Raw genomic sequence first — 24727 nt, forward strand, 5'->3', positions numbered from 1 at the left:
TATTATATTTATGGGGATATTTTTTAAAGGGATAGTATGTTCGAGTTAAAAAAAATCATTGGTGCACTGCTGATGCCCTTGCCAAGTATTATTCTGGTAATGCTTGTCGGGTTATTGTTGCTGTGGTTCAGCCGCTGGCAACGTAGCGGGCGGTGGATGATCACGCTAAGTTGGTGTGCTTTATTGCTACTTTCAAGTGAACCAATTGCTGACCGCTTGCTTAAACCACGCGAAGATCAGTTTCCGGTTTACCAACCTAGTGGTGAAATCAGCTATGTTTTGGTACTGGGTGGCTCTTATATATACGACCCGCTGCTTCCACCAAGCTCACAAGTTGGGCGTAATACGCTGGCCCGCATTACCGAAGGGATCCGCATTTACCGTATGCACCCGAAAGCCAAACTGGTATTTAGTGGCGCACCTTCAGCATCAGAGGTCAGCAGTGCGCGCGTAGCGGCACAGGTAGCATCAAGTCTGGGCGTTCCAAAAGAAGATATTATTCTAATTGAAACACCGCGTGATACTGAAGATGAAGCGGTTGCAATGAAAGCGTTGATTAACAACCAACCGGCCGTATTGGTCACCTCAGCTAGCCATATGCCACGTGCTATGCGCTTATTTGCTGAAAATGGCATGCACCCAATTCCAGCACCAGCAAATCAGCTATCTTCCGAAGGAAAAGGTAACTTTTGGGAACAATACCTGCCCGCAGCAGCCTATATGGAGCGCAGCGAACGGGCTTGGTATGAATTACTCGGTGAGTGGTGGTTAACACTTAAATCAGCGTTATAACACCGCCATTATAACCCACTGTGTTCACTCTGTTTTTTAGGCAGACTGCTTACTCTAGCCACGGGGTAAGCAGCTTGCTGTATACCGCAAACGTGCTGTGATCGAGCTTTCCTTTTTTCAATCCGCACGCCACCTCATCCCACACTTTATACAACCAGCGGCGCGCAGCAAACTGTTCGGCCACCGGCGCTCTTTGCAGATAGGTTGAGAGTACCTTTTCTGCAAAGGGTTCACAGCAAAGATGGATCAAATCAAACTCACGCGGTGCACACTGCATCGGGCCGGGATCAATGGCGGCAATGAGCTGATCGGTTTTTGCATCTTTAAGTAAATTGCGCAGTTTGAAATCACCGTGCACCAGTACAGATGCATCATCAAATTCGGAAAAGAGCTGATCATACCGCTCCAGTGAACGGTACAGCACAATTCGCTCGGCATAATCACAAAATGCGGGGTTTGCTTCAATAGCTGACCACAAGCCAGCCAAGTATTGCCGATACCAGAGCGGCCATGACATATCGCTTAATTCGCCACTAAGCCCGGATAAACCCTGACCGTCAACACGATGCCAACTTAATAAGCAATCGGCAATCTGCTCGCTCAGTGCCGCTGAACGGTTAGCACTGCGGCAGGGAGCGGTCACGCTGATCCCCGCCAAACGCTCCATCAGAACCACCTCTTTAAATGCCGCACTCTGTTCTGAATGGTGTACACCATAAATGGCAGGCATACGCACCATAGCATAACGCGCCAGCACTGAAAGCTTACTGATTTCACTTTCAGCCATGCCAGTCATCGGATAGGCTTTTGCAACCACAGGAAATGCGACGTTACTGCTGTCGTATAATGCAAATACTGTTGAAAACGCACCTTTACCAACAATCTCAGTGCGCGATACCTTTTCACCCAGCAACAGACTGAGTTCCTCTGTTAGGCACTCCATGTTAATCCCTCCATGAGCCAGTCAGTCAAATACCTTTGTTCTTTATCTGACCTCATTCCACTCTGGGGATCAAACAAAAAAACCACCTCCCGGTGGTTTTTTAATCAAACTCTGTGCTAGGTTGGTTTTTCACGCTAAAATCTGACGAACTTTATCCAGATCTTCTTGTGTATCCACTCCGGCCGGAGGGGCTTGCTCCGCAACTGCCACGTGGATTTTTTCGCCATACCACAATACTCGCAGCTGTTCGAGGCTCTCTATTTGCTCAAGCTGGCTTGGCACCCAGTTAACATACTGGCGGATAAATCCGGCACGATAAGCATAAATGCCAATATGCCGCTGATAAAAATCACCAATCTGCGTTTGCGTACGGGCAAAATTATCACGATCCCACGGAATAGCGGCACGCGAAAAATAGAGCGCATAACCTTGCTGATCGGTCAGTACTTTTACCGCATTCGGGTTAAACACTTCCTCAGCATCCTGAATACGCACTGACAATGTGGCCATACGTGCCTGATCAGCCTTTGCCAAATTATTGGCCACCTGACGAATAACTACCGGTGGGATCAGCGGCTCATCACCCTGCACATTGACAATAATTGCATCATCAGCAAAATTATAATGCTCAACCACCTCGGCCAGCCGCTCAGTACCCGAGTTGTGATCGGCGCGTGTCATACAGACTTCGCCACCGGCGGCAATCACCACAGCAGCAACATCAGGGTGATCGGTTGCCACAATCACACGTTCAGCCCCCGATTGTTGTGCTTTTTCCATCACATGCAAGATCATCGGCTTTCCGGCGATATCTGCCAGCGGCTTACCCGGTAAACGGGTTGACGCATAACGGGCAGGAATGATCGCAATAAAACTCATGATAAGATCTCTTCTGCCGTCAGCTCACGCGCACGTACTTCCAGCAATACCGGAATGCCTTCAGTGATCGGATAAACCAGACGATCTAATTTGCAAATCAACTCTTGCTTCTCTTTGTTATATTGCAATTTACCCTTACAAACGGGGCAAGCAATAATCTCAAGCAGACGGTGATCCATGCGTCATCTCCTTTTTATAATCTACGCGCTGATTTGCGCTGTAATTTGCGCTAAAAGTGCGTTGCCTTCTGTTTCCGGCAACTGGGCCTGTACCGGCAGATACCACCAGTTTGGCTGAATAAAGTGCCGACACTTCACTGCATCTTTTTCTGTCATCAGCAAAATCTGCTCACCCGAGGTCAGTGCAGCAAGCTGTTGCTGGCTGTATGCCTGATGATCAGCAAAAGCAACACAGCGGATGGGTGCTGCACCAAGTGTTTGCAAAGTGGCAAAAAAACGGGGCGGGTGACCAATGCCGGCCATCGCCACTGTTGCTGGCAGGGCATCCACTGCACACTGCTCACCGGTCAGCAGGTTAACCGCACAGCAAGCTTGTAGCTGCATAGGGATTTCGTTTGGCTGTGCATCACCGCCATTTACCACCACCGCATCCACTGATTTTAAACGCGATACTCCCTCACGCAGAGGGCCGGCTGGTAGCAGAAAACCGTTACCAAAACGGCGCTGGCCGTCAACAATAACAATTTCAACATCACGTGCCAGTGCATAATGCTGCAAGCCATCATCAGTAATGATCACATCAACAACGTGTTCAGCCAGCAATGCCTGCACTGCACAGCTGCGATTCGGGTCAACGGCAACCGGGGCACCGGTGCGCTGGTAAATCAGCACAGGTTCATCACCCGCTTGCGTGGCAAGCGTGCGCTCATTGAGCACTAAGGGATACTGCTCAGCCTGACCACCATAACCACGAGAAACCACAGCGGGCCGAAACCCGCGGGCTTGCAGTTGTTCCACCAGCCAAATGACCATCGGTGTTTTACCGTTTCCGCCAACCGTAATATTGCCGACTACCACGACAGGAACAGGCGCCCGCCAGCTTTTTTTCCAGCCAAAACGAAATGCACTGCGTCGGGCCGTGCTGATTAGAGCAAATAAGCCCGACAGTGGTAATAACAACCAACACCAGCGTGAACGGGAAAACCACAAACGCTCAATCATGCTATGCCTTACACCCCAAACTGCATTCTGTGCAGCTGAGCATAAGCGCCCTCTTTTGCCAGTAACTCGGCATGCTGGCCACGCTCAACAATCTCACCTTCGTCAATCACCAAAATTTCATCGGCGCTTTCAATTGTCGACAAGCGGTGCGCAATCACCAGTGCAGTACGGTTTTTTTGCAGCTCATCTAATGCTGACTGAATAGCACGCTCTGATTCGGTATCTAGCGCCGAGGTTGCTTCATCAAGGATCAGAATAGGGCAATCACGCAGCAACGCACGCGCAATGGCAATCCGCTGGCGTTGACCGCCGGAAAGCAGCACGCCGTTTTCGCCGACCACCGTATCAAAGCCTTGGTCCATTTTCTGGATAAACTCAGCCGCATGCGCAATCTCAGCAGCCTGCTCAACATGCTCACGGCTATATTGCTCGGTACGGGCATAAGCGATGTTGTTGGCTACCGTGTCATTAAACAGGTGAACTTGTTGGGACACCAGTGCAACCTGATTACGCAGATCAGCCAGCTTGTATTCGCGTAACTCATGCCCATCCATCAGGATCTCGCCCGACTGAATATCGTAAAAACGGGTCAGTAAGTTTGCGATGGTTGATTTTCCCGAGCCAGAACGCCCAACCAGTGCCACCGTTTTCCCCGCAGGTACGGTAAAACTGATATTTTTCAGCGCAGGATTTTCTTTAGTTGGATAGGTGAAAGTAACATTACGGAACTCAATATCACCCTTCGTACGCTCAACGCTACGCGTACCCTGATCATTTTCAGGCTGCATATCCAAAATGGTGAACAGCGTTTGGCAGGCGGCCATACCACGCTGGAACTGCGCATTCACATTTGTGAGTGATTTAAGCGGGCGCAACATTGCCATCATCGATGAAAACACGACGGTGATAGTACCCGCACTCAAGGTGGCCATAACATCAGGCATTGAGGCCACATAAAGCACCATACACAAGGCACTTGAGGCAATAATCTGCACCAGCGGGTCTGAAATTGAGGTGGCAGTGACCATTTTCATTGATTGCTGACGCATGCGGTTACTGACTTCGTCAAAACGCTTGCCCTCTACCGCTTGGCCACCAAAACTCAGTACCACTTTGTGGCCTTTTAGCATCTGCTCAGCCGAGGCAGTAACATGCCCCATGGTGTTTTGCATATCTTTACTGAGTTTACGAAAACGGCGTGATACAACCCGAATAGCCATCGCCACAATCGGCCCGACAACCACTAGGATCACCGAAAGCTGCCAGCTATTGTAAAACATCATCCCCAGCAAGCCGATGATATACGCACCTTCACGCACCACCGTAATCAATGCACCTGATGATGATGAAGCAACTTGTTCAGAGTCATAGGTAATACGCGAGAGCAATGTTCCGGTTGATTGCTTGTCAAAAAATGAAACCGGCATGTGCATCATGTGTTTAAACAGACGCTGACGCATGTGCATAACCACTTTACCCGATACCCACGACAGGCCATAGTTCGAGACAAAACTGGTCATACCGCGCAGCAGCATCAAGCCAAACAGCGCAAAAGGCATAATTTTTAGGAAACTGGTATCGGCATTGCCAAAGCCATCATCCAACAACGGTTTGAGTAGCGATATCATCGCCGTATCGGTACCGGCATTAATAATCAGCGCAATGGCCGCCACAATCAGACCCAAACGGAAAGGTTTGATCATCGGCCAGAGGCGGCGAAATGTTTGCCACGTTGTTAGGTCTTTATCATTCAGCATGTATTTAGCCTACTTATTACAATTAACGCTATTCTACTCTGTTTGCACGGAGTCAGCCAAATTGAACATGTTTATCTGGTACTGAGATACCCACTTCATTGTCTTAACGCACAGTAATATGCCTAATCATCGGGCAGTTTGTTTGTCTTTTGAGCGGTTATTTACAAAAGAGCCAAACTGCTGGTGATACCATGTGGGTGATATATCCTGCCGATAGCGCTTTATCTGGTATTTTTTATTATAGAAAAACACAGTGATTTGCCCAGATGCGATGGTATCGAGCACGCTAATTTGCTGCTGGCGATAACGCGCAATAATATCTGTACGGGGGTGATGCCACTGATTAAAACGCCCAGCAGACACCAGCGCATAATCAGGGTTCACTGCCTGCAAAAACTCGGTGGTTGATGATGTCCGGCTGCCGTGGTGCGGAATGGTCATTATATCGGCCTGCAAATTATCACCCAGATTCAGTAGTGCTTGCTCCCCTGCTTTTTCAATATCACCGGTCAGTAAAAGGCGAAATGTACCGTCAGTCACCAAAAGTGTACAGGAGTCTGCATTACCTGCTTTGTCCACCTGTGTTAACGGCCAAACGGCTTCTATTCCTAACTGTTGCCATGTCCAGCGGTTACCTCGGTGGCAACTTCCGCTACGAATAACCGGCGCGGCAGAGGTTTTAGATATTTTAGCCAGATGTGTGCTTGCATCCCCCGAATGATTTTTATTGTTTTTGCTATTTTGCTCGGCAACGTAAATTGTGCCGGAGCTGCGCACCCAAGCACGCGGAAAAGCATTCAGCAGATCGTCCAGCCCGCCAGCATGATCATTATCTTGATGTGAAAGAATCACACCATCAAGCACCCACCCCTGCCAGTGTAAAAAGGGCAGTATCTGGCTTTTTGCCATACTGCCGCCCCGCCAGCTACTTCCGGTATCATACACAATGGCATGCCCGTTACGGCTCAACACTACCGCTAACCCTTGGCCGATATCGAGCATATCAACCCGCCAGCGCGGTGAAAGTGTAAATAGCGGCGCTGCGATCACCCCTAGCAACAGCAGGCTAAATACAGGCATTGTACGATACAGATATAATCGCCATAAAAAGAGTGTGGTAAAGAGGATAATACTGAGTGTAATACTCCACTGTGGCAACCAGTGCCATTGGCTGGCAAGCGGTGTTACTACCTGCCACAACAGCGTGATTGTCTTATCAGCCAACGCCCAGCAGACTGAGGCCAGAGTGGGAAAGCCGGCCATCAGCAGGGCGGCCAAAATCAGTGGAACGGTGACAAAGGTCACCAGCGGAATGGCAATCAGGTTAGCCAGAAAACTGTGCAGGGGGATGCCATGGAACATGGCTAACTGCACCGGTGCAAGCAGTAGTGTCAACCCGATTTGAACATGTACCCATTCAGCCGGAATGCGTAGCCAAATACGGCGGCGCAACACCACGGGTAACGGGAAAAAATGCCCCAATATCATCAGCACTGTCACCGCCAGACAAGAGAGCCAGAAACTGTCGGATAACACGGTTAGCGGATCGTACAACAACAGCATCGCCATAACACAGAGCAGCAGTGTGACAGGTCGCAACTGCCACTGGCCATAACGGGCAAGCATCACCAGCAGCATGGCCAGTAGCGTACGCTCAGCGGGCAGAGCCCAGCCGGCAATCCACACATATACAACTGCTGCCAACCCCATCGCAAATAAGGGGATGGCTGGTTTAATACGGTGCGCGGGCAACAGATACTGTGCCATACGCATCAACATAAAGCCGCACAAACCGGCAAACATCACGTGCAGGCCAGAAATAGCCATTAAATGGGCAATGCCGCTGTACTGGAATATCTGCCAGCGGCTATCGCTGATCAAAGCCCGTTCACCAAATGCCAGCGCCACCAGCACATCGGCATTAGACAATTTCTTCATCTGTTTAATAGATTGTGTTATTAAACGCTGGCGTAACGAACTTTCACCGGCCAACCGGTGACCGGTTTTAATCATGCCGGTGGCCTGTATATGGCTTGAAATCATCCAGCGCTGAACATCAAACCCGCCCTGATTGATTTGTGCAGACAACGGGTATAATTTTGCCGTAAATTGCCACTGTTCGCCGGCCAGCAAAGGCGGTGCATTTTTCCACGATAAGCGTGCTAAAAACGCCTGATGTTTTCCTTCTATTGAGGTTACTCGTGCCAGTATGTGTTTATTATCTGTACCGAACAGTTCAGGGCTTTCTATTTGCGCAGTTATGCTAATATAGCCGCCATCATATTTTATCTGTGTAATATCACTCTGAAATTGACGCGCCGTTGTGGTTGCTACTATAAAGGATGCCCCTACAATTAGTAGGTTAAAAAGCAGTGGGGTTCGTCCCAGTAACAATAAAAGAATAACGGGAAATATCCCTACCAACGCGAGCCAAGAGGGTAATGCAGTGAGCCAAATTAACGGTAAAATACCGGCAATGATTGCCAATGCGGCACTGTCTACAATTAAAAATCGTTTCAACGGTGTATGGCCATGTTAAAGCAGCTGATTCAAAAGTATCTCCCGTCGCAGGAGTCTATTCGTGCTCATAAGAGTCTGAGCATTCTCAGCCGTTGGTTACACCATGCCAACTTGTGGAATTTAAATCGTCGATCTGCTTCCGGCGCTTTTGCTGTCGGTTTGTTTGTTGCATTCATTCCTTTGCCATGCCAGATGTTATTGGCGGCCTGTGGCGCTATTTTATTGCGGGTGAATTTACCACTTTCTGTCGCATTAGTCTGGCTGACCAACCCTATCACCATGCCACCCATTTTTTACTGTGCGTATAAAGTCGGGTCATGGTTCTTAGGCACGCCGCATTATGAGGGAAAGCTGCACTTCTCAATGGAGTGGGTAATGACACAGTTTGATACGCTGTTTATCCCCTTCTTATTCGGCAGTTTTATCTGCGGCACAGTGGCAGCATTTATCGGTTATTTCTCTATCCGAGGGATCTGGCGTTATACGGTTACCCGTAACTGGAAAAAGCGTCGTCTTGCTATGCGAAATACCGCACAATAACCTCTCGGATTTATCCTCACACAGGCATAAAACCGACTTATTTTATCATCGTCTTTATGTGTGTTTTATTGTGTGAAGCGTGCCAATTGCACGAGATGTAGAAATGTGTGCGCCCATTTTCTTCGCACCACCGCACAGCAAAAAGGGCACTCAATGAGTGCCCGTTATCTCTATCTAGCCCGCTGAACATTGCGTGATGTTATACGCTGTTCTTACCGTTTATAGGTAACGCTTATGTACAGTTTTTACCGCTACTGTAGTCGTCTCTCGCAGAGCCAAGCGTAATTATAATGGTTTCCAATAACGATACTGTCTAGTCTTCGTTATACAGGCCTTATACCGGCAGTTACTTCATGCCGTTTGATGTTCTGTTATCGATAGCCTCGCGCCAACCGCCCAGCCAATGTGATCGTGCATCAAGAGTTTGATATGGACAAAGCTCTTTCGAACGCCCTTCTAATCCAGCAAAGTAACCACGTGAATGAGCACGTTCTAAACGATCCCGTTTTTGTCTCTTCATTCCGGTTTTCCTCGTGTTGGTACGGAAGCCTCGATGAGAGGTTATCCACCCCTCACCATTAAGAATCGGACAATAACGGGGCAAATTCAACGCGCAAAAATCAGGCCAATGTCATTTTTGTGATGCGATACTCAGGTTCATTACATACAAAAAGGCCATCATACCTTGCACCTTACAGCGAAAATATGATGGCCTCATGACAGTTTTGCTAAACAACCCACACTATTTCAGTAGGTTATCCTTTACTAAACGTTGTTTTTTAGATTTTCCAGCTCTTCCCAACGCTCAAATGTTATTTCGAGCATTTGCTCTACTTCGGCCAATTCATTTAAAACAGGCGTTGTTTCTTCGTGCGATTTCAGGAAAAAATCAGGGTCATTCATGATTTCTTGCAATTGAGCAATACGAACTTCGTGTTTCTCTAGTTGCGCAGGCAACTCATCAAGTTCACGCTGCTGCTTGTAACTCAGACGCGCACTCGCAGAGCGACGTGCCGGTTGAGCACTCTCCGCATTACCATTGCTTGCCGTTTTCGGTTCGGCAGATGCCGCTTTTACCGATACCGCTTTCTGCGTGGCACGTGTGGCATGTGTCGCTTCCTGCTGCAAACGTGCATCATGGTAACCACCGACATACTCGGCAACATGCCCATCACCTTCAAACATCCAGCAACTACCAACGGTATTATCGACAAACTGGCGATCATGGCTAACCAGCAGCAGAGTGCCCGGATAATCAGCCAAGATCTCTTCGAGCAGCTCAAGCGTTTCAATATCGAGATCGTTGGTAGGTTCATCGAGGATCAGCAGGTTATTCGGTTTTAGCAGTAATTTTGCCAGCAACAGGCGGTTACGCTCACCACCCGACAGCGCTTTTACCGGTGTCATAGCGCGGCGTGGGTGAAACAGGAAATCTTGCAGATAGCCCAGAATATGGCGTGGTTTACCGCCAAACATGACTTCTTGCTTCCCTTCTGCAACGTTATCCATCACGGTTTTTTCAGGGTCAAGCTCGGCACGGTACTGGTCAAAGTAGGCAACATCCAGTTTGGTTCCGCAATGTACACGGCCAGATGTTGGTTGGATCTCGCCCAACAACAATTTGATTAATGTGGTTTTACCGCAACCGTTCGCACCGACCAGTGCAATTTTATCACCACGCATAATCTGTGAGGTGAAGTTATCGAGCAGAATTTTGCCATCCACTTCGTAGCAGGCATTTTCCAGTTCAAAGACAATTTTGCCGGAACGCGATACATCTTCAATTTGGATTTTTGCTGATCCCATGACTTCACGACGCTCTGAACGCTCACGGCGCAGAGCTTTGAGGGCGCGAACACGGCCTTCATTACGTGTTCTACGGGCTTTGATCCCCTGACGGATCCAGACCTCTTCTTGTGCCAGTTTTTTATCAAACTCGGCATTTTGCTGCTCTTCTACCCGCAGGGCTTCTTCTTTGCCTTCCAGATATTTATCGTAATCGCCCGGCCATGACACCAGTGCACCACGGTCAAGATCAACAATACGGGTGGCCATATTGCGGATAAATGCACGGTCATGCGAGATAAAGATAATGCTGCCTTTAAACTCTTTTAGGAAAGTCTCCAGCCAGCGAATGGTATCCACGTCAAGGTGGTTGGTGGGTTCATCGAGCAGCAGAACATCGGGTGCACAAACTAGTGCACGCGCCAGTGCCGCTTTACGCAGCCAGCCACCCGAAAGTTCAGACAGTGCCATATCTTCTTGCAGGTTCAGTTGTTCCATCACCTGATGGATGCGGCTTTCAAACATCCAGCCATTGCAGTGATCAAGTGCTTCTTGCAGTTTTCCCATTTTATTCAGATTTTGCTCTGACGGGTCACTGCACACCAGTTGAGAAATGACATGGTAATCTTTAAGTAAGGTGGCAACATGCTCTACACCTTCAGCAACGTAGTCAAAAACGCTGCCGGTTGCATTACGCGGTGGATCTTGTTCCAAACGCGAGATCACTACGTCTTGTTGCACTTGCAGACGGCCATCATCAAGCTTTTGTTCGCTGGCCAACACTTTCATCAGTGTCGATTTGCCCGCGCCGTTGCGGCCAACCAGACAGACACGTTCGTTCGGTTCAATGTGTAGTTCAGTATGATCAAGTAGCGGTGCATCGCTGTAAGAGAGGTATGCACCGGTGAGGTTAATCAGCGCCATTGGCTAACCACTCCTGTAATTGCGTTAAGTCAAAGGGCCAGCCAAGTTCTCGGCCAGCTAAATCGCATAAGACGGGGATCCGGATGCCATAACGGGCTTCCAATGATTCATGTCCGGCAATATCAATACGTTGGCAATGCGGCGCTGTACCGCATTGCAAAATCATCTCCCACGCCATCTCACAGAGATGACAATATTCCGTGTGGTAAAGTCGGTATCGCATCTGCAACCCTGTTGTCCTTTGGTTTTCAGTAGAGGCGTATCACTTGAAAGCCCGCAATCTGCGGGCTTTTTTATCGGCTCAACGTCTGTACGTTAGGCAGTTTGTTCGCAGTGTTTCACAATCCAGCAGTTATGGATCTGGCGGTTACGCGCAAAATCAGGTGATAATGACAGATTGGTAATGTCATCAGCATCCAGACCCAATGCAGCCAAGCCTTCCATATCCATTTTGAATCCGCGTTTGTTGTTTGAGAACACAATCACGCCATCATCACTGAGCAAACGCTGCAGATTTTGCATCAGTTTCAAATGATCACGCTGCACATCAAATGACTCATCCATACGCTTTGAGTTTGAGAACGTTGGCGGGTCAATAAAGATCAGGTCAAACTGCTCATCGGCATTTTCCAGCCAGCGCAGGCAATCGGCCTGCACTAAACGGTGCTCACCACGGATATCGTTAAGGTTCAGGTTTTGCTCGGCCCAGTTCAGGTAGGTATTTGACATATCTACCGTTGTGGTGCTGCTTGCGCCACCTAAAGCAGCATGTACTGTTGCCGTACCTGTGTAAGCAAACAGGTTAAGGAAGCGTTTCCCTTTCGCCATTTGCCCCAGCATACGGCGGGTTAAGCGGTGATCAAGGAACAGGCCGGTATCTAGATAGTCTGTCAGGTTTACCCATAAGCTTGCGCCATATTCGTGAACCACAAAGTAATCTTCCTGCGCGGCCATTTTCTCGTATTGAGATGTGCCTTTTTTGCGCTCGCGGACTTTCAAAATCACTTTATCGGCTTCAACACCGGTAACATCAAGCACGGCGACAACCAAATCAAACAGGCGATGACGTGCCTTTTGCTCTTCGATCTCTTTAGGCGCGGCGTATTCGTTGATCACGATATGATCAAGATAACGATCAATCGCAACGTTGTAGTCAGGCAAGTCAGCATCATATAAACGGTACGCTTCCAGACCTTCGTCTGAGGCCCATTTGTCGAGCTTTTTAATATTTTTACGCAAGCGGTTGGCAAAATCTTCCGCACCTTTTAGGCTGCGTGCGCTGTTGTCTTGCTGCTGCTCTGCAATTTGGTAATTTTTCTGGATACAATCCAGCGGGCCGTTTTTCGCTTTAAACTGACGCTCTGCACGCATTTGCAGGCAGTTTAGCAGCTCTGGCGCACCGCTAAACAGCGATACACGCCAGCCACCAAACTCTTGCTTCAAACGGCGGCCAAATACGGTGTGCAGTGCAATCAGAGCCGGCACTGAGCCTAAACGCTCACCGTAAGGTGGGTTAGATAGCACCGTGCCACGCAAGTTTTCAGCTTTTTGTGCCGGACTCAGTGGGTTAGTCAGCGCCACAGCATCAGCACGCTTTAAGCTGATCAGGCTGGTTAAACCGGCATTGCGAATGTTAGTTTGGGCGCGATCAATCACGCGCTGATCATTATCGATACCAAAAAACAGCGGTGCTGTTTTGCTGACGCCCTTGTTCGCGCGCACTTGTGCATCATCACGAATCGCTTTCCAGACATCGCGATCATGGCCTTTCCAAGCCAAAAAGCCCCACTGCTCGCGCCACAACGCCGGTGCCATATCGGAAGCCATCATCGCCGCTTCAATCAGCAGGGTGCCTGAACCGCACATTGGGTCGACCAGCGGTGTGCCAATTTTCCAGCCAGAACGCAGCACCAATGCAGCCGCCAGATTCTCTTTAAGCGGTGCAGCACCGGTGCGATCACGATAACCACGCTGGTGCAGACTTGCGCCGCACAAATCCAGAGAAAGTACGGCCTCTTCTTTGTGCAAATAAACGTTGATACGGATATCGGCATCCTGACGTTCAACGCTCGGGCGATCACCTACTTTACGGCTGAAGTGGTCAACAATGGCATCTTTAACCCGCACCGCACCAAACTGGCTGTTACGGATCTCATCGTTTGTTCCGGTAAAATCAACGGCAAAGGTATCCTTAACATCAAAGATATTTTGCCAGTTCACACTGCCTGCACCGAGGTATAAGTCTAACTCACTGAAAACTTTAAATGTGGCCAACGGGAGTAAAATACGCGAAGCCAAACGGCTCCACATCATGCTGCGGTACATTATTTCAACAGAACCTTTGAAATGAACGCCGCCTTGCGTCAGTTTACACTCCTGTGCGCCTAAGCTTTCCAGCTCAGTTTTCAGCAGTTCTTCCAATCCCCGGGCAGTTGTTGCGAACAATGATTTCATCGTGACTCTGATTTCAAGAAAAATTGTTGTCCATTATACGCATATCACAACGTAAAGTCCGTTGAATAAACGCACTGGAGCGGAATTGTCTGTCGTACCCCACAAGGTGCTTTATCGCCAGACACCAAAAAGCGCCCGTAGGCGCTTTTAATAAAACAAAAACCAATAATATTGCCAAGCTTACAACGTATCACACAAATGATAATGCCGATTGGGCCGCTGCCCCAGCACACCCTCAGACACTAGCTGCTGGAAAATACTGTCTACCTGTTCAACAGGCAGTTGTAAATGCTGGGCTACGTGCTTTTTACTGCACTTAATATGCCCAGCCAGTAGGCCTTCACGTACCCGCTCAAACGGGCTAAGAGCGATAGCTTCTACTTGGGGTTCAGCCACAGCAGTAACCTCTTGTACTTCAGGCTCTGCCAACGAAGTGGGTAATGTACGCTGCGTTGCCGCCCATTTACGGCGAAAACGGCTCTCTTCACCAATTAAGCCAACAAAAAATGCGGCAAACACATCTAATAACAGCGAAAGAAAACAGACTAAAACAAACTGTACTTGGGATGTGGAGAGGTGCATACCTTCGGCCAGGCTGCTCATCAGCCCCAGCATTGAGGATTGCTCACTCACCGGCTGGGCATCGCGCTCCTGACGCAGGGCATCTTGCTGCAAACGCAGTGCCGAGTTGGCATCTTGCATGCTTTTCACGCCTCTGGAGATACGATCCAGCTCAATGTACTTCATTGCTGCAGTTTCATTGAGCTGAATTTGCCGGTCAATTGAGGCAATTTGCTCATCGTAACGGGCAACTTCGCGCTGATGCTGAGCTTCAACATTCAGGGCGGTATTGGTTGCGCTGTTGATTCCACCAATACTGCCGCCAATCGAAATCATCGCCAAAATGGTATAAAAAAACAGGGCTGACAGTGCGCCACTCAGATCTCGGCGTGAACGCCGTTCACCAAACTCGTACCAGACATAAAATTTCCCCAATTCAAAAATAACAGCCAATGCACCGAACAACCACTTCATCATCGGGTTGTCGTCTATCGACAAAAACAGTAAAAGGGAAAAGATAATCGACGCTAAAATTGCGGCACCGGTAAAACTGTACACAATGGTTAAAGCAAACCATTCTTTCGGATACCTTACCGGTACTTGGGTATGTGTTGTCATGAGTGGTTACAGCATAAAATCAAAAAAAAGAGAACATTGGGCGCTGATTATAGCCGCCCTAGATCAAGTTTGCAGTTTTATACTGTGGATTTAGCCATATATCCGTTTTTTTGTATAAAGTTACATCACTTTATTGGTATTAATGCTGGATATGCCATCAGCGTTTGAAATTATCCCTACCCAAAAGTATTACGATGTTGCTAGCAGGAAAATATTTAGCGCAATCACCAGTACAACAATCACCGCACCTATCCCTTGCATGATTTTGCTGTTGGTCAACTCCCCCATCAATGCACGCTGGCCGGTAAAAACCAATAACGGGATCAAAGCAAAAGCAATGCCAAAACTCAGCACTACTTGGCTCAACACCAAAATAGAGTTCGGGTTTAAGCCGATAATAATCACCACAAATGCCGGAAGCATGGTAATGACTCTGCGCACCCATAATGGAATTTTCAGATGTGTAAAACCCTGCATGACCACTTGGCCAGCCAATGTACCCACCACGGTTGACGATAAACCAGAGGCAATCAGGCTCAGGGCAAAAATGACCGACGCAGCTTTCCCAAGCAAAGGCGTTAAGGTGTTATAAGCCGTTTCAAGATCAGCCACTTCTGGGTGGCCGCTTAAATGAAACGTTGCAGCCGCCATAACAACCATTGCCATATTTACAAATCCAGCAATGGTCATGGCAATAGCCACATCAAGCCGTGTAGAGCGATAGTGCAGCCGCTTTTGCTCGGGATCTGTATGTGCGGTGGTGGGATCACCCTGCCGCTGGGTCAGCGCTGAATGCAGGTAAATAACATGCGGCATAATGGTTGCACCAAGAATACCGGCCGAAAGATAAATAGCATCATTATTCGGCTCATCAGGCCAGAATGAATCTTTCGCCACCAGCGCCCAGTCGGGGTGAACAAATTTTAGTTCAATCAAATAAGCGACTGCTACAAACAATAAAAACGCGCCGATAACCAATTCAAGGTATTTGGGATTACGGCTTTGCACCAGCAAAATAGATGTACTGATAATGGCGGTCAATATTGCCCCTTCAAGCAAACTGACACCCAATAACAGTTTAAACCCGATAGAAGCACCAATAAATTCAGCCAGATCAGTGGCCATTGCCATGATTTCGGCCTGTACCCAATAACCCCATACACACACTTTTGGTAAGCTATCACGCAAGTGCTCAGCCAGATTTTTGTTAGTAGCAATACCTAACTTTGCCGATAATAACTGGATCAGCATTGCCATAATGTTTGATACAACCACAACCCACAGTAGGGTATAACCATATGCAGATCCGGCTTGTATGTTGGTAGCAAAGTTACCCGGATCAATATAACCAATTGCAGTGATAAAGGCAGGCCCCATCAGCGTTAAAGCAAAACGCGGATGTCTGTTTTTTGTTACTGCAATTTGGTCATTTTCCATTTAGCCCCACCAAACCATAAAAAGCCTACTGCCTACTCTTTTAACGTGTATACAATTTTTTGTAGCCACATTTTCATTAATGTTTAAATCTATACGCTGTTGTACAAGAGCATCGTTTTTTAACTGATGCTGATGAAGAGATAAAAGCATAAACGTGAGGGATAATAATCGGTTCTGTTTTTTTGTTTAATTTCATAACCAAGTGTAACTATAGACATATTTTGTACGCTTCGCACATCCAAGTAATACAACCACACAAAAAACACGACAATAAGACACAAAAAAACCTGACAATTTTCATTATTTATTCGAGTTCTACTTTGCAAAAAAACGATTATTGGTACACGCTTTTGAGAGCGAAAAATAATTTATACTTAATGGATAACCACTAGCACAAAATAAACAAAGCAACACATCAACTTAGCAAGATAGATACGTAAACAACACATAAAATGCGTAAAAGAAATGGCCTGAGGTTACCTGCATTTGTCCTCAGAAGCATTGTTGTATCTGTAAGATATGAAATCGGAGCTTATGTATGTCATCTGCAAATACAAAAAAAATAGGCTTAATTGCCTGTACCGGCCTTGTCGCAGGTAACATGATGGGAAGCGGTATTGCGCTTTTACCGTCAAGTCTTGCCTCTTACGGCTCAATTACCATTTACAGCTGGGCTATTTCACTGGTTGGCGCACTGGCGCTGGCTTATGTTTATGCGCGAATGGCAACAATCAACCCACAATCTGGCGGGCCAGTTGCTTACGCGGGTGAGGTTTCACCTATTTTCGGCTTCCAAACCGGCGTGCTGTACTACCATGCAAACTGGATTGGTAACCTTGCCATTGCCATTACCGCCGTCTCCTATCTTTCGACTTTCTTTCCAATTCTTAATGAGCATATTCCTGCGGCTATCGCCTCGATTGCCATTGTATGGTTTTTCACCTTTGTTAACCTGCTCGGTGGTGGATTTGTCAGCCGATTAACCACTATTGGCGTTGTGCTGGTGCTTATTCCCGTTGTCGGCACTGCGCTGTTTGGTTGGTTCTGGTTTGATCCGGCCACATACGCAACAAGTTGGAACGTATCGGCAAAACCAGACTCAACAGCCATTACTCAAGCGGTTATTCTCTGCTTATGGTCATTTATCGGCGTAGAGTCTGCTTCCGTCAGTACCGGTTTAGTAGATAACCCAAAACGCACCGTTCCAATGGCTACCATGCTGGGTACAGCCCTTGCAGGCGTTATCTACATTGCAGCGACACAGGCTATCAGCGGCATGTTTCCCGCCAGTGAACTGGCAAAATCCGGTGCACCTTTTGGTATGGCGGCATCATTAATGGTCGGCGGTTGGGCAAACTCCGTGGTCTCATTGTTTACCGCACTGGCCTGTTTAACCTCACTCGGTTCTTGGATGATGCTGGTCGGTCAGGCCGGTGCGCGTGCGGCCAGTGATGGTAACTTCCCTGCAGTATATGGCGAAATGTCAGCTTCTGGCATTCCACGTAAAGGGCTGATTCTTGCCTCAATTAAAATGACCGTACTGATGATTATGGTGGCGTTCTTAGGCTCGCAAGGTGGTAGTGCCGCCAGCTTATTTACCCAAATTACCAGTATTGCCGTGCTGTTAACCATGCTGCCTTACTTCTACTCCTGTATTAACTTAATTCGTATGGAAGGTGCTAACGCTAAAAATATGCTCAGTATGCTTGCAGGAATATTAGGCAGTGCCTTCTGCTTTGTTGCTCTAGCAGGTGCAGAACAAGCTCCGTTAGCCGGCACATTTATTGTTTCTCTGATTATTTTAATATTCTATACCCGAAAAATCGCAAAACGTGGTGCGGCTGGGCAAACACAGTCTTAATTACCGCTTACCTGATGATATTTAGATAATTAAATAATGAATACCAAGGAGCTGCAATGAACATCGTTGCCATTTTAAGTAATGTAGATGCTTATTTTAAAGAAGCCCCGCTGCAAGAGCTCGATATTGCGCTACAACAACGTGGATTTCATGTTATTTATCCTTCCGATGCGGCAGATTTATTAAAAGTCATTGAAAATAACCCTCGTGTTTGTGCAGTAGTATTTGACTGGGATAAATACGGGCTTGATCTATGCAAAGATATCAGCGCACTGAATGAAAACTTGCCACTGCATGCGTTCGCTAATAATAATTCAGTGTTGGATATTAAATTAGGCCATCTGCGTTTAAATCTGAACTTCTTTGAATATCATCTTGATATTGCAAATGATATTGCAATGAAAATAGAGCAAAAACGCGATGAATACGTTGACCGTATATTACCACCGCTCACCAAAGCGCTGTTTAAATACGTTAAAGATGGTAAATATACCTTCTGTACCCCCGGACACATGGGCGGAACAGCATATCTGAAAAGCCCTGTCGGCAGCATTTTTTACGACTTTTACGGTGCAAACACACTGAAGTCTGATATTTCGATTTCAGTATCAGAACTCGGATCGCTGCTCGATCACTCCGGCCCGCACAAAGAAGCTGAAGAGTATATTGCCCGAGTTTTTAACGCTGATGCCAGTTATATCGTTACCAACGGCACATCAACTGCCAACAAAATTGTGGGTATGTTCTCTGCGCCTTCTGGCAGTACCGTGTTGATTGACCGTAATTGCCATAAATCATTAACCCATTTGATGATGATGAGCAATGTCACCCCACTCTATTTTCGCCCGACACGTAATGCCTACGGTATTTTAGGTGGCATTCCACAAAGTGAATTTAAGCGTGATGTGATTGAAGCGAAAGTAAAAGCCACACCCAATGCCACGTGGCCTATCTATGCAGTAGTCACCAACAGTACCTATGACGGTTTGCTCTACAACACGGGTTTTATCAAAGATACCCTTGATACCAAATTCATTCACTTTGACAGTGCATGGGTGCCCTACACTAACTTCCACCCTATTTACAAAGGTAAATACGGCATGAGTGGTGGCGGTGTCACCGGTAAAGTAATTTATGAAACACAATCAACCCATAAACTGCTAGCAGCATTCTCACAAGCCTCAATGATTCATGTGAAAGGTGAAATTGATAAAGAGATTTTCAGTGAAGCCTACATGATGCATACATCAACATCACCGCTGTATGCCATTGTTGCATCAACCGAAACTGCTGCAGCAATGATGAAAGGTAACACCGGCCGCTTGCTGATTGACTCTTCAGTACAGCGTGCAGTACGGTTTCGTAAAGAGATCAAAAAGTTGCGGGCAGAGTCAGACAGCTGGTTCTTTGATGTGTGGCAACCAGATGATATTCAAGATGCCGAGTGCTGGAATCTCAGCCCGAACGAAAAATGGCACGGATTTAAAGATATCGATGCCGATCACATGTATCTCGACCCGATTAAAGTCACTATTCTGACCCCAGGTCTGGACAAAGATGGCAATCTGGAAGAGAGCGGTATACCGGCGGCACTCGTCTCTAAATTCCTTGATGAGCAAGGCATTATTGTCGAGAAAACTGGCCCGTATAATATGCTGTTTCTGTTCAGTATCGGCATAGATAAACCCAAAGCTATGCAACTGCTGCGCGGGCTGACTGATTTCAAACGCGGTTACGATCTGAACTTAAAAGTGAAGAACCTGCTGCCTTCACTGTATGCCGCTGACCCGCAATTCTACAACGATATGCGGATTCAAGAGCTCGCTCAAGGCATTCATAAACTGACCATTAAACACGATTTACCGAAAATCATGTTCCACGCCTTTGAAGTATTGCCACAAATGATTGTTCCACCTTATCAGGCATTCCAAGAGGTATTACAAGGCAATACCGAAGAGGTAGCACTGGAAGATATGGTTGGCAAAATTAACGCCAACATGATCCTGCCATACCCTCCGGGCGTTCCTCTGATTATGCCGGGGGAAATGGTAACAGAAGAGAGTAAACCCGTGCTGGAGTTTTTAAAAATGCTGGTTGAAATAGGCCGCCACTATCCGGGCTTTGAAACCGATATCCACGGCTGTCATCCGCACGCTGACGGACGTTACATGGTCAGCGTACTCAAACGTTAGCTATAAAGCGTTAATCTCAAACAGCCGTTACCGTATAACAACATCTAATAGACCCGCATAACATGCGGGTCTATTTTTTTATACAACACTACCCTTTTTCATCATCAGCACGACTAAGTTAATACCATTATTTTGCCTCATCACCGCATCGCCTCTATACATCTGCCGCTCTACTGATAATATATACAGTAATATTATGACCAATAACTCAATGACGTAACCATGACTGCTCAAGGGCATCTCTTATTTTCTGTTGCTTGCATCGTACTGGCTAAAAAAGCGGGGCTTACCCCGGAATTGATCCAACTCGATTGGTGGCATGCCGTGCCTGCTGCGCTAGCAACCGCGCTACTGCCTGATATTGATCACCCCCGCTCGGTGTTGGGGCAAAAACTGAGATGGATCTCTATCCCAATATCAAAAATTTTTGGTCATCGTGGCTTTACCCACAGCCTGCTGGCCGTGGCTATCGGCTTATGGTGTTTACTGCACAAGTGGCCAACATCGATTCCGATCCCCCCCGGTGTGATTGATGCTCTGGTGATTGGCTATATGAGCCACCTTCTGGGTGATGCACTAACTCCTGCCGGTATTCCACTGTTTTGGCCGGTAAAACAGCGTTTTCGACTGCCACTGCTGCGCTTTCGTACCGGCAGTAATATGGAAACCATTGTCTGTGTGATCTTGCTGGCTGGATCGCTGTGGTGGAAACACTGAGTTTTCATGAATACACAGAGCATAATGCTGTCACAATGAAATCAGTGTGGCCGGATTATTTACCAACATACCCTTGCTGATCAAAGCCACAAAAAAAGCCATCAGCGTAATATCCTGATGGCTTTTTCTGTTTTTCATTTAGATTTAACGGGCCTAATTAACCCTAATCACTTAATCCGGTATATCTTAACCAGAGATATCCGCATTCACCTTATACTCGGCCCGTAACTTTTTGGCTGCATCCACCATATTAACCAGTGCCAAACGCGTCTCTTCCCAACCACGGGTTTTCAACCCACAATCTGGATTGACCCACAAACGTTCTGCTGGAATTTTTTCCGCAGCCTTTCGCAGTAGCGCTTCCATCCACTCGACACTCGGAATATTTGGCGAGTGAATATCATACACTCCCGGCCCTATTTCATTCGGATACGCAAAGTGCTCAAATGCATCGAGCAGATCCATATCTGAACGCGAGGTTTCAATGGTGATAACATCGGCATCAAGTGCAGCGATTGAGTCAATCACATCATTAAATTCGCAGTAACACATATGGGTGTGAATTTGGGTATCATTTGCCGAGCCTGCCGCTGAAATCTTAAAGGCTTGTACTGCCCACGCCAGATATTCAGCATGCTCAGCCTCGCGCAGCGGTAAACCTTCACGCAGTGCCGGTTCATCAATCTGAATAATCCCGATACCGGCAGTTTCCAGATCAGTGACCTCATCGCGCAGCGCCAGTGCCAACTGCAGAGCTATCTGCTTACGGCTGATATCCTCACGCGGGAATGACCAGCACAGCAGTGTTATAGGGCCGGTCAGCATACCTTTTACCGGCTTACTGGTGAGTGACTGGGCAAATACCGACCACTCCACCGTCATCGCATTCGGCCGTGAAATATCACCCACCACAATCGGCGGCTTAACACAGCGTGAGCCATAGCTTTGTACCCAGCCATTTTGCGTAAAGGCAAACCCTTCTAACAGCTCACCAAAATACTCCACCATATCATTACGCTCGGCTTCGCCGTGCACCAGTACATCAAGGCCGATAAGCTCCTGCTCTGACACAGCCCGTGCAATTTCAGTTTCCAAACCAGCCTGATACTGCGCTACACTGATCTGCCCTTTTTTTGCATCACGCCGCAGTGTACGAATCGCTGATGTTTGCGGGAAAGAGCCTATGGTTGTCGTCGGCCATGCCGGTAACGGGAAACGCCGTTTTTGCTCTTGCGCACGCACTGCATAAGGTGCGGCACGCTCTGCATCCTCAGTACGCAACGCAGCAACTCGCTGCTGAACGGCCAGATTATTCACCCGTGTTGATGTTGCCCGTGCGCGCACCGGTGCGCTGTACTCCACCAGCAATGACTGCAATTGAATATCTGTTGGTTGATTCAGCGCTTGTGTTAAAAGTGTCAGCTCCTGACACTTTTGCTGTGCGAACGCCAGCCAGCTTTTTATTTCAGGATCAAGCTTGGTTTCAGCCTCAACATCAACCGGTGAGTGTAATAAAGAGCACGATGTACCGAGCCATAAACGCCCCTCTAGCGAGGCCAATAATGGCTGCAACTGCTGCCATTTAGCCGCCAAATCAGCCCGCCAAATATTGCGGCCATTGATAACCCCGAGCGAAATCACGGCATTTTTTGGCAACTGTGCTATCAGTATTGAGAGATCATCACTTCCCTGCACAGTATCAAGATGCCAACCTGCAACCGGCAGTGTGGCGACAGCCGCAAGGTTGTGATTTATCCCGCCAAAGTAAGTACTTAACAGCAATTTAATCGGCGCTTTACTCAACGTGGTATAGGCGGTGTGATAAGCGTTTAACCACTCAGACGGGAGGTCAAGCACCAATGCAGGTTCATCAATCTGCACCCACTCAACTCCTTTTTGTGCCAGCAAACTCAACACCTGCTGGTACACGGTAACCAGTGCCGGCAACAAGCTAAGTTTATCAAACGCATCACCTTTAACTTTGCCCAACCACAGATAGGTTAACGGCCCCAGCAGAACCGGTTTAATTTTGTGGCCAAGTGCCAGCGCTTCATCCACTTCATCCAGCAACTGTGTCCATGTCAGGCAAAAACGCTGATTCTGATAAAACTCGGGCACGATATAGTGATAATTGGTGTTGAACCATTTGGTCATTTCACCCGCAGCGGCCTGATGGCCACTCGGAGCACGGCCACGGGCAACGCGGAATAAGGTATCAAGATCAACTCGGCCATCGGCACGTAAATGGCGCTGCGGCACATTGCCAACCAGCAAACTGGTGGTCAGAACATGGTCATACCATGCAAAATCACCTACGGGCAGCAGATCGATACCGGCGTTTTTCTGAGCCGCCCAGTGTCTGGCACGTAAAGTTTTACCGGTGTCGAGCAGAGCTTGCTGGCTGATGTCTCCGGCCCAATACTGCTCTTGTGCTTTTTTCAGTTCACGGTGCAAACCAACACGCGGGAATCCGAGGGTATGACTGATAATGCTCATAATCTTCTCCATTTGGCCATCCAGATGTTTACACATCTATAATTGACCGTTAGAGTGATCTCAACAACCGGAAGTTGTTCATCTGCATTATGAAGGGAATTCATGATCGAATTACGCCACTTAACTACCCTGAGTGTTTTACATGAACAGGGAAGCCTGACCCGTGCAGCGATAGTGTTACACCAAACACAATCGGCACTCTCACACCAGATTGCCGACCTTGAGCAACGATTAGGGCACCCGCTGTTTATCCGTAAAAGCCAACCGATCAAATTCACGGCACAAGGCGTTTTGCTACTACAGCTAGCTAAAGAGATCTTGCCAAAAATTCAGCATGTCGAAAATCAAATTACCGCTAATGACATCCAGATTCGGGCGAGTTTGAAGTTGGCGATTGAATGCCACAGCTGTATACAGTGGCTGACACCGGCACTAACACAGTTTAAAGATTCATGGCCGCATACCGATCTGAACTTTACCGCCGCAACCACTTTTGATCCGCAACCTTTACTGGCACAGGGCGAGCTGGATCTTGTGATCACCAGTGATATTCAGCCCAGAGCCGATCTCTTTTTTGCCCCCTTGTTTGATTTTGAAATGCGCTGGATTATCTCACCGCAACACCGGCTAGCCGAAAAACCGGAGCTCTCTGCCGCTGATTTTGAAACCGAAATATTGCTGGTTTATCCGGTACAAAAACAGCGTTTGGATGCATGGCGGCGCTTCTTACAACCAGCGAATATTCAGCCAAAACTGAAAACGGTAGACAGTACGCTGTTGCAAATTCAGATGGTTGCCGCTGGAATGGGGGTTGCTGCACTGCCACACTGGGCAGTATTTGATGTAGAGCAGCAGGGCTTGTTGTGTACCCGCCCGATTGGTGAAAAAGGGTTATGGCGAAGGCTGTATGCCGGAGTACGCTGCAACGAACAGCACGACCCAGCTATTCAGCACTTCTTACACTGCACCCGTGCTCAAATGGGGCACTTGCCAGGTATTAAAAGTATTAATGCCTAGCCTGCTGAATTGAGATAAAAAACCATAACACAGAGTTTCGATATTACCGTGTT

General features: G+C 47.7%; 19 protein-coding genes. 6 read left to right on the plus strand and 13 right to left on the minus strand.

Annotated features, from left to right (window positions below):
- Nucleotides 1-36: 36 nt before the first annotated feature.
- Nucleotides 37-792, plus strand: a complete 756-nt coding sequence (gene elyC / locus AC1HDJ_RS10540) for an envelope biogenesis factor ElyC (protein WP_479535770.1) — start codon at nucleotides 37-39, stop codon at nucleotides 790-792.
- A gap of 49 nt (nucleotides 793-841) precedes the next feature.
- On the opposite strand, the gene AC1HDJ_RS10545 is transcribed toward elyC, so the two are convergent.
- The 6 genes from AC1HDJ_RS10545 to AC1HDJ_RS10570 all read right to left on the minus strand — a co-directional run bounded on the left by AC1HDJ_RS10545 (nucleotide 842) and on the right by AC1HDJ_RS10570 (nucleotide 8072).
- Nucleotides 842-1735 (minus strand): phosphotransferase, encoded by an 894-nt coding sequence (locus AC1HDJ_RS10545; RefSeq protein ID WP_479535772.1) that lies wholly within the window; start codon nucleotides 1733-1735, stop codon nucleotides 842-844.
- A gap of 129 nt (nucleotides 1736-1864) precedes the next feature.
- Entirely contained in the window at nucleotides 1865-2614 is a 750-nt protein-coding gene (gene kdsB, locus AC1HDJ_RS10550; RefSeq protein ID WP_479535774.1) for a 3-deoxy-manno-octulosonate cytidylyltransferase, read from the minus strand.
- On the minus strand, nucleotides 2611-2793 hold the full coding sequence (locus AC1HDJ_RS10555) for a Trm112 family protein (protein WP_479535776.1): 183 nt from the start codon (nucleotides 2791-2793) through the stop codon (nucleotides 2611-2613). The genes kdsB and AC1HDJ_RS10555 overlap by 4 nt, the downstream gene beginning before the upstream one ends.
- Before the next feature lie 21 nt (nucleotides 2794-2814).
- A complete protein-coding gene (gene lpxK / locus AC1HDJ_RS10560; protein ID WP_479535778.1) occupies nucleotides 2815-3795 on the minus strand; it encodes a tetraacyldisaccharide 4'-kinase in 981 nt (326 codons plus the stop codon).
- A gap of 8 nt (nucleotides 3796-3803) precedes the next feature.
- A complete protein-coding gene (msbA, locus tag AC1HDJ_RS10565; RefSeq protein WP_479535780.1) occupies nucleotides 3804-5552 on the minus strand; it encodes a lipid A ABC transporter ATP-binding protein/permease MsbA in 1749 nt (582 codons plus the stop codon).
- Nucleotides 5553-5678: 126 nt separating this feature from the next.
- On the minus strand, nucleotides 5679-8072 hold the full coding sequence (locus AC1HDJ_RS10570) for a DNA internalization-related competence protein ComEC/Rec2 (protein ID WP_479535782.1): 2394 nt from the start codon (nucleotides 8070-8072) through the stop codon (nucleotides 5679-5681).
- 12 nt (nucleotides 8073-8084) lie between these two features.
- Here AC1HDJ_RS10570 and AC1HDJ_RS10575 point away from each other — a divergent pair, with 12 nt between their 5' ends.
- Complete coding sequence (locus tag AC1HDJ_RS10575) at nucleotides 8085-8612, plus strand: DUF2062 domain-containing protein (protein ID WP_479535784.1); 528 nt, start codon at nucleotides 8085-8087, stop codon at nucleotides 8610-8612.
- Between the two features lie 346 nt (nucleotides 8613-8958).
- Here the strand turns inward: AC1HDJ_RS10575 and rmf are convergent, their stop codons facing one another.
- The 6 genes from rmf to AC1HDJ_RS10605 form a co-directional block, all read right to left on the minus strand.
- Nucleotides 8959-9132, minus strand: a complete 174-nt coding sequence (gene rmf, locus AC1HDJ_RS10580) for a ribosome modulation factor (RefSeq protein WP_438623391.1) — start codon at nucleotides 9130-9132, stop codon at nucleotides 8959-8961.
- A 245-nt stretch (nucleotides 9133-9377) separates the two neighbouring features.
- Entirely contained in the window at nucleotides 9378-11321 is a 1944-nt protein-coding gene (locus tag AC1HDJ_RS10585; RefSeq protein WP_479535786.1) for an ABC transporter ATP-binding protein, read from the minus strand.
- Nucleotides 11308-11544, minus strand: coding sequence for a glutaredoxin family protein (locus AC1HDJ_RS10590; protein WP_479535787.1), 237 nt, complete (start codon nucleotides 11542-11544; stop codon nucleotides 11308-11310). The genes AC1HDJ_RS10585 and AC1HDJ_RS10590 overlap by 14 nt, the downstream gene beginning before the upstream one ends.
- Before the next feature lie 92 nt (nucleotides 11545-11636).
- The gene (gene rlmKL, locus AC1HDJ_RS10595) at nucleotides 11637-13775 is read right to left on the minus strand and encodes a bifunctional 23S rRNA (guanine(2069)-N(7))-methyltransferase RlmK/23S rRNA (guanine(2445)-N(2))-methyltransferase RlmL (RefSeq protein WP_479535788.1); all 2139 of its coding nucleotides are present in this window, start codon (nucleotides 13773-13775) and stop codon (nucleotides 11637-11639) included.
- A gap of 180 nt (nucleotides 13776-13955) precedes the next feature.
- Nucleotides 13956-14954 carry a hypothetical protein gene (locus AC1HDJ_RS10600; RefSeq protein ID WP_479535789.1) on the minus strand — a complete coding sequence of 333 codons (999 nt, stop codon included), beginning with the start codon at nucleotides 14952-14954 and terminating at the stop codon, nucleotides 13956-13958.
- Between the two features lie 189 nt (nucleotides 14955-15143).
- The gene (locus AC1HDJ_RS10605; RefSeq protein WP_479535790.1) at nucleotides 15144-16391 is read right to left on the minus strand and encodes an Nramp family divalent metal transporter; all 1248 of its coding nucleotides are present in this window, start codon (nucleotides 16389-16391) and stop codon (nucleotides 15144-15146) included.
- Nucleotides 16392-16929: 538 nt separating this feature from the next.
- Between AC1HDJ_RS10605 and cadB the strand changes: the two genes are divergently transcribed.
- The 3 genes from cadB to AC1HDJ_RS10620 all read left to right on the plus strand — a co-directional run bounded on the left by cadB (nucleotide 16930) and on the right by AC1HDJ_RS10620 (nucleotide 21161).
- A complete protein-coding gene (gene cadB, locus AC1HDJ_RS10610) occupies nucleotides 16930-18252 on the plus strand; it encodes a cadaverine/lysine antiporter (protein ID WP_479535791.1) in 1323 nt (440 codons plus the stop codon).
- Nucleotides 18253-18308: 56 nt separating this feature from the next.
- Nucleotides 18309-20444 (plus strand): lysine decarboxylase, encoded by a 2136-nt coding sequence (cadA, locus tag AC1HDJ_RS10615; RefSeq protein WP_479535792.1) that lies wholly within the window; start codon nucleotides 18309-18311, stop codon nucleotides 20442-20444.
- Nucleotides 20445-20666: 222 nt separating this feature from the next.
- Complete coding sequence (locus tag AC1HDJ_RS10620) at nucleotides 20667-21161, plus strand: metal-dependent hydrolase (protein ID WP_438623399.1); 495 nt, start codon at nucleotides 20667-20669, stop codon at nucleotides 21159-21161.
- A gap of 186 nt (nucleotides 21162-21347) precedes the next feature.
- Here AC1HDJ_RS10620 and metE read toward each other — a convergent pair whose 3' ends face one another.
- Nucleotides 21348-23657, minus strand: a complete 2310-nt coding sequence (gene metE, locus AC1HDJ_RS10625) for a 5-methyltetrahydropteroyltriglutamate--homocysteine S-methyltransferase (RefSeq protein WP_479535793.1) — start codon at nucleotides 23655-23657, stop codon at nucleotides 21348-21350.
- A gap of 102 nt (nucleotides 23658-23759) precedes the next feature.
- Between metE and metR the strand changes: the two genes are divergently transcribed.
- Entirely contained in the window at nucleotides 23760-24674 is a 915-nt protein-coding gene (gene metR / locus AC1HDJ_RS10630; RefSeq protein WP_479535794.1) for an HTH-type transcriptional regulator MetR, read from the plus strand.
- Nucleotides 24675-24727 lie beyond the last annotated feature (53 nt).

This window comes from Plesiomonas sp. ISS29 (assembly GCF_056522795.1).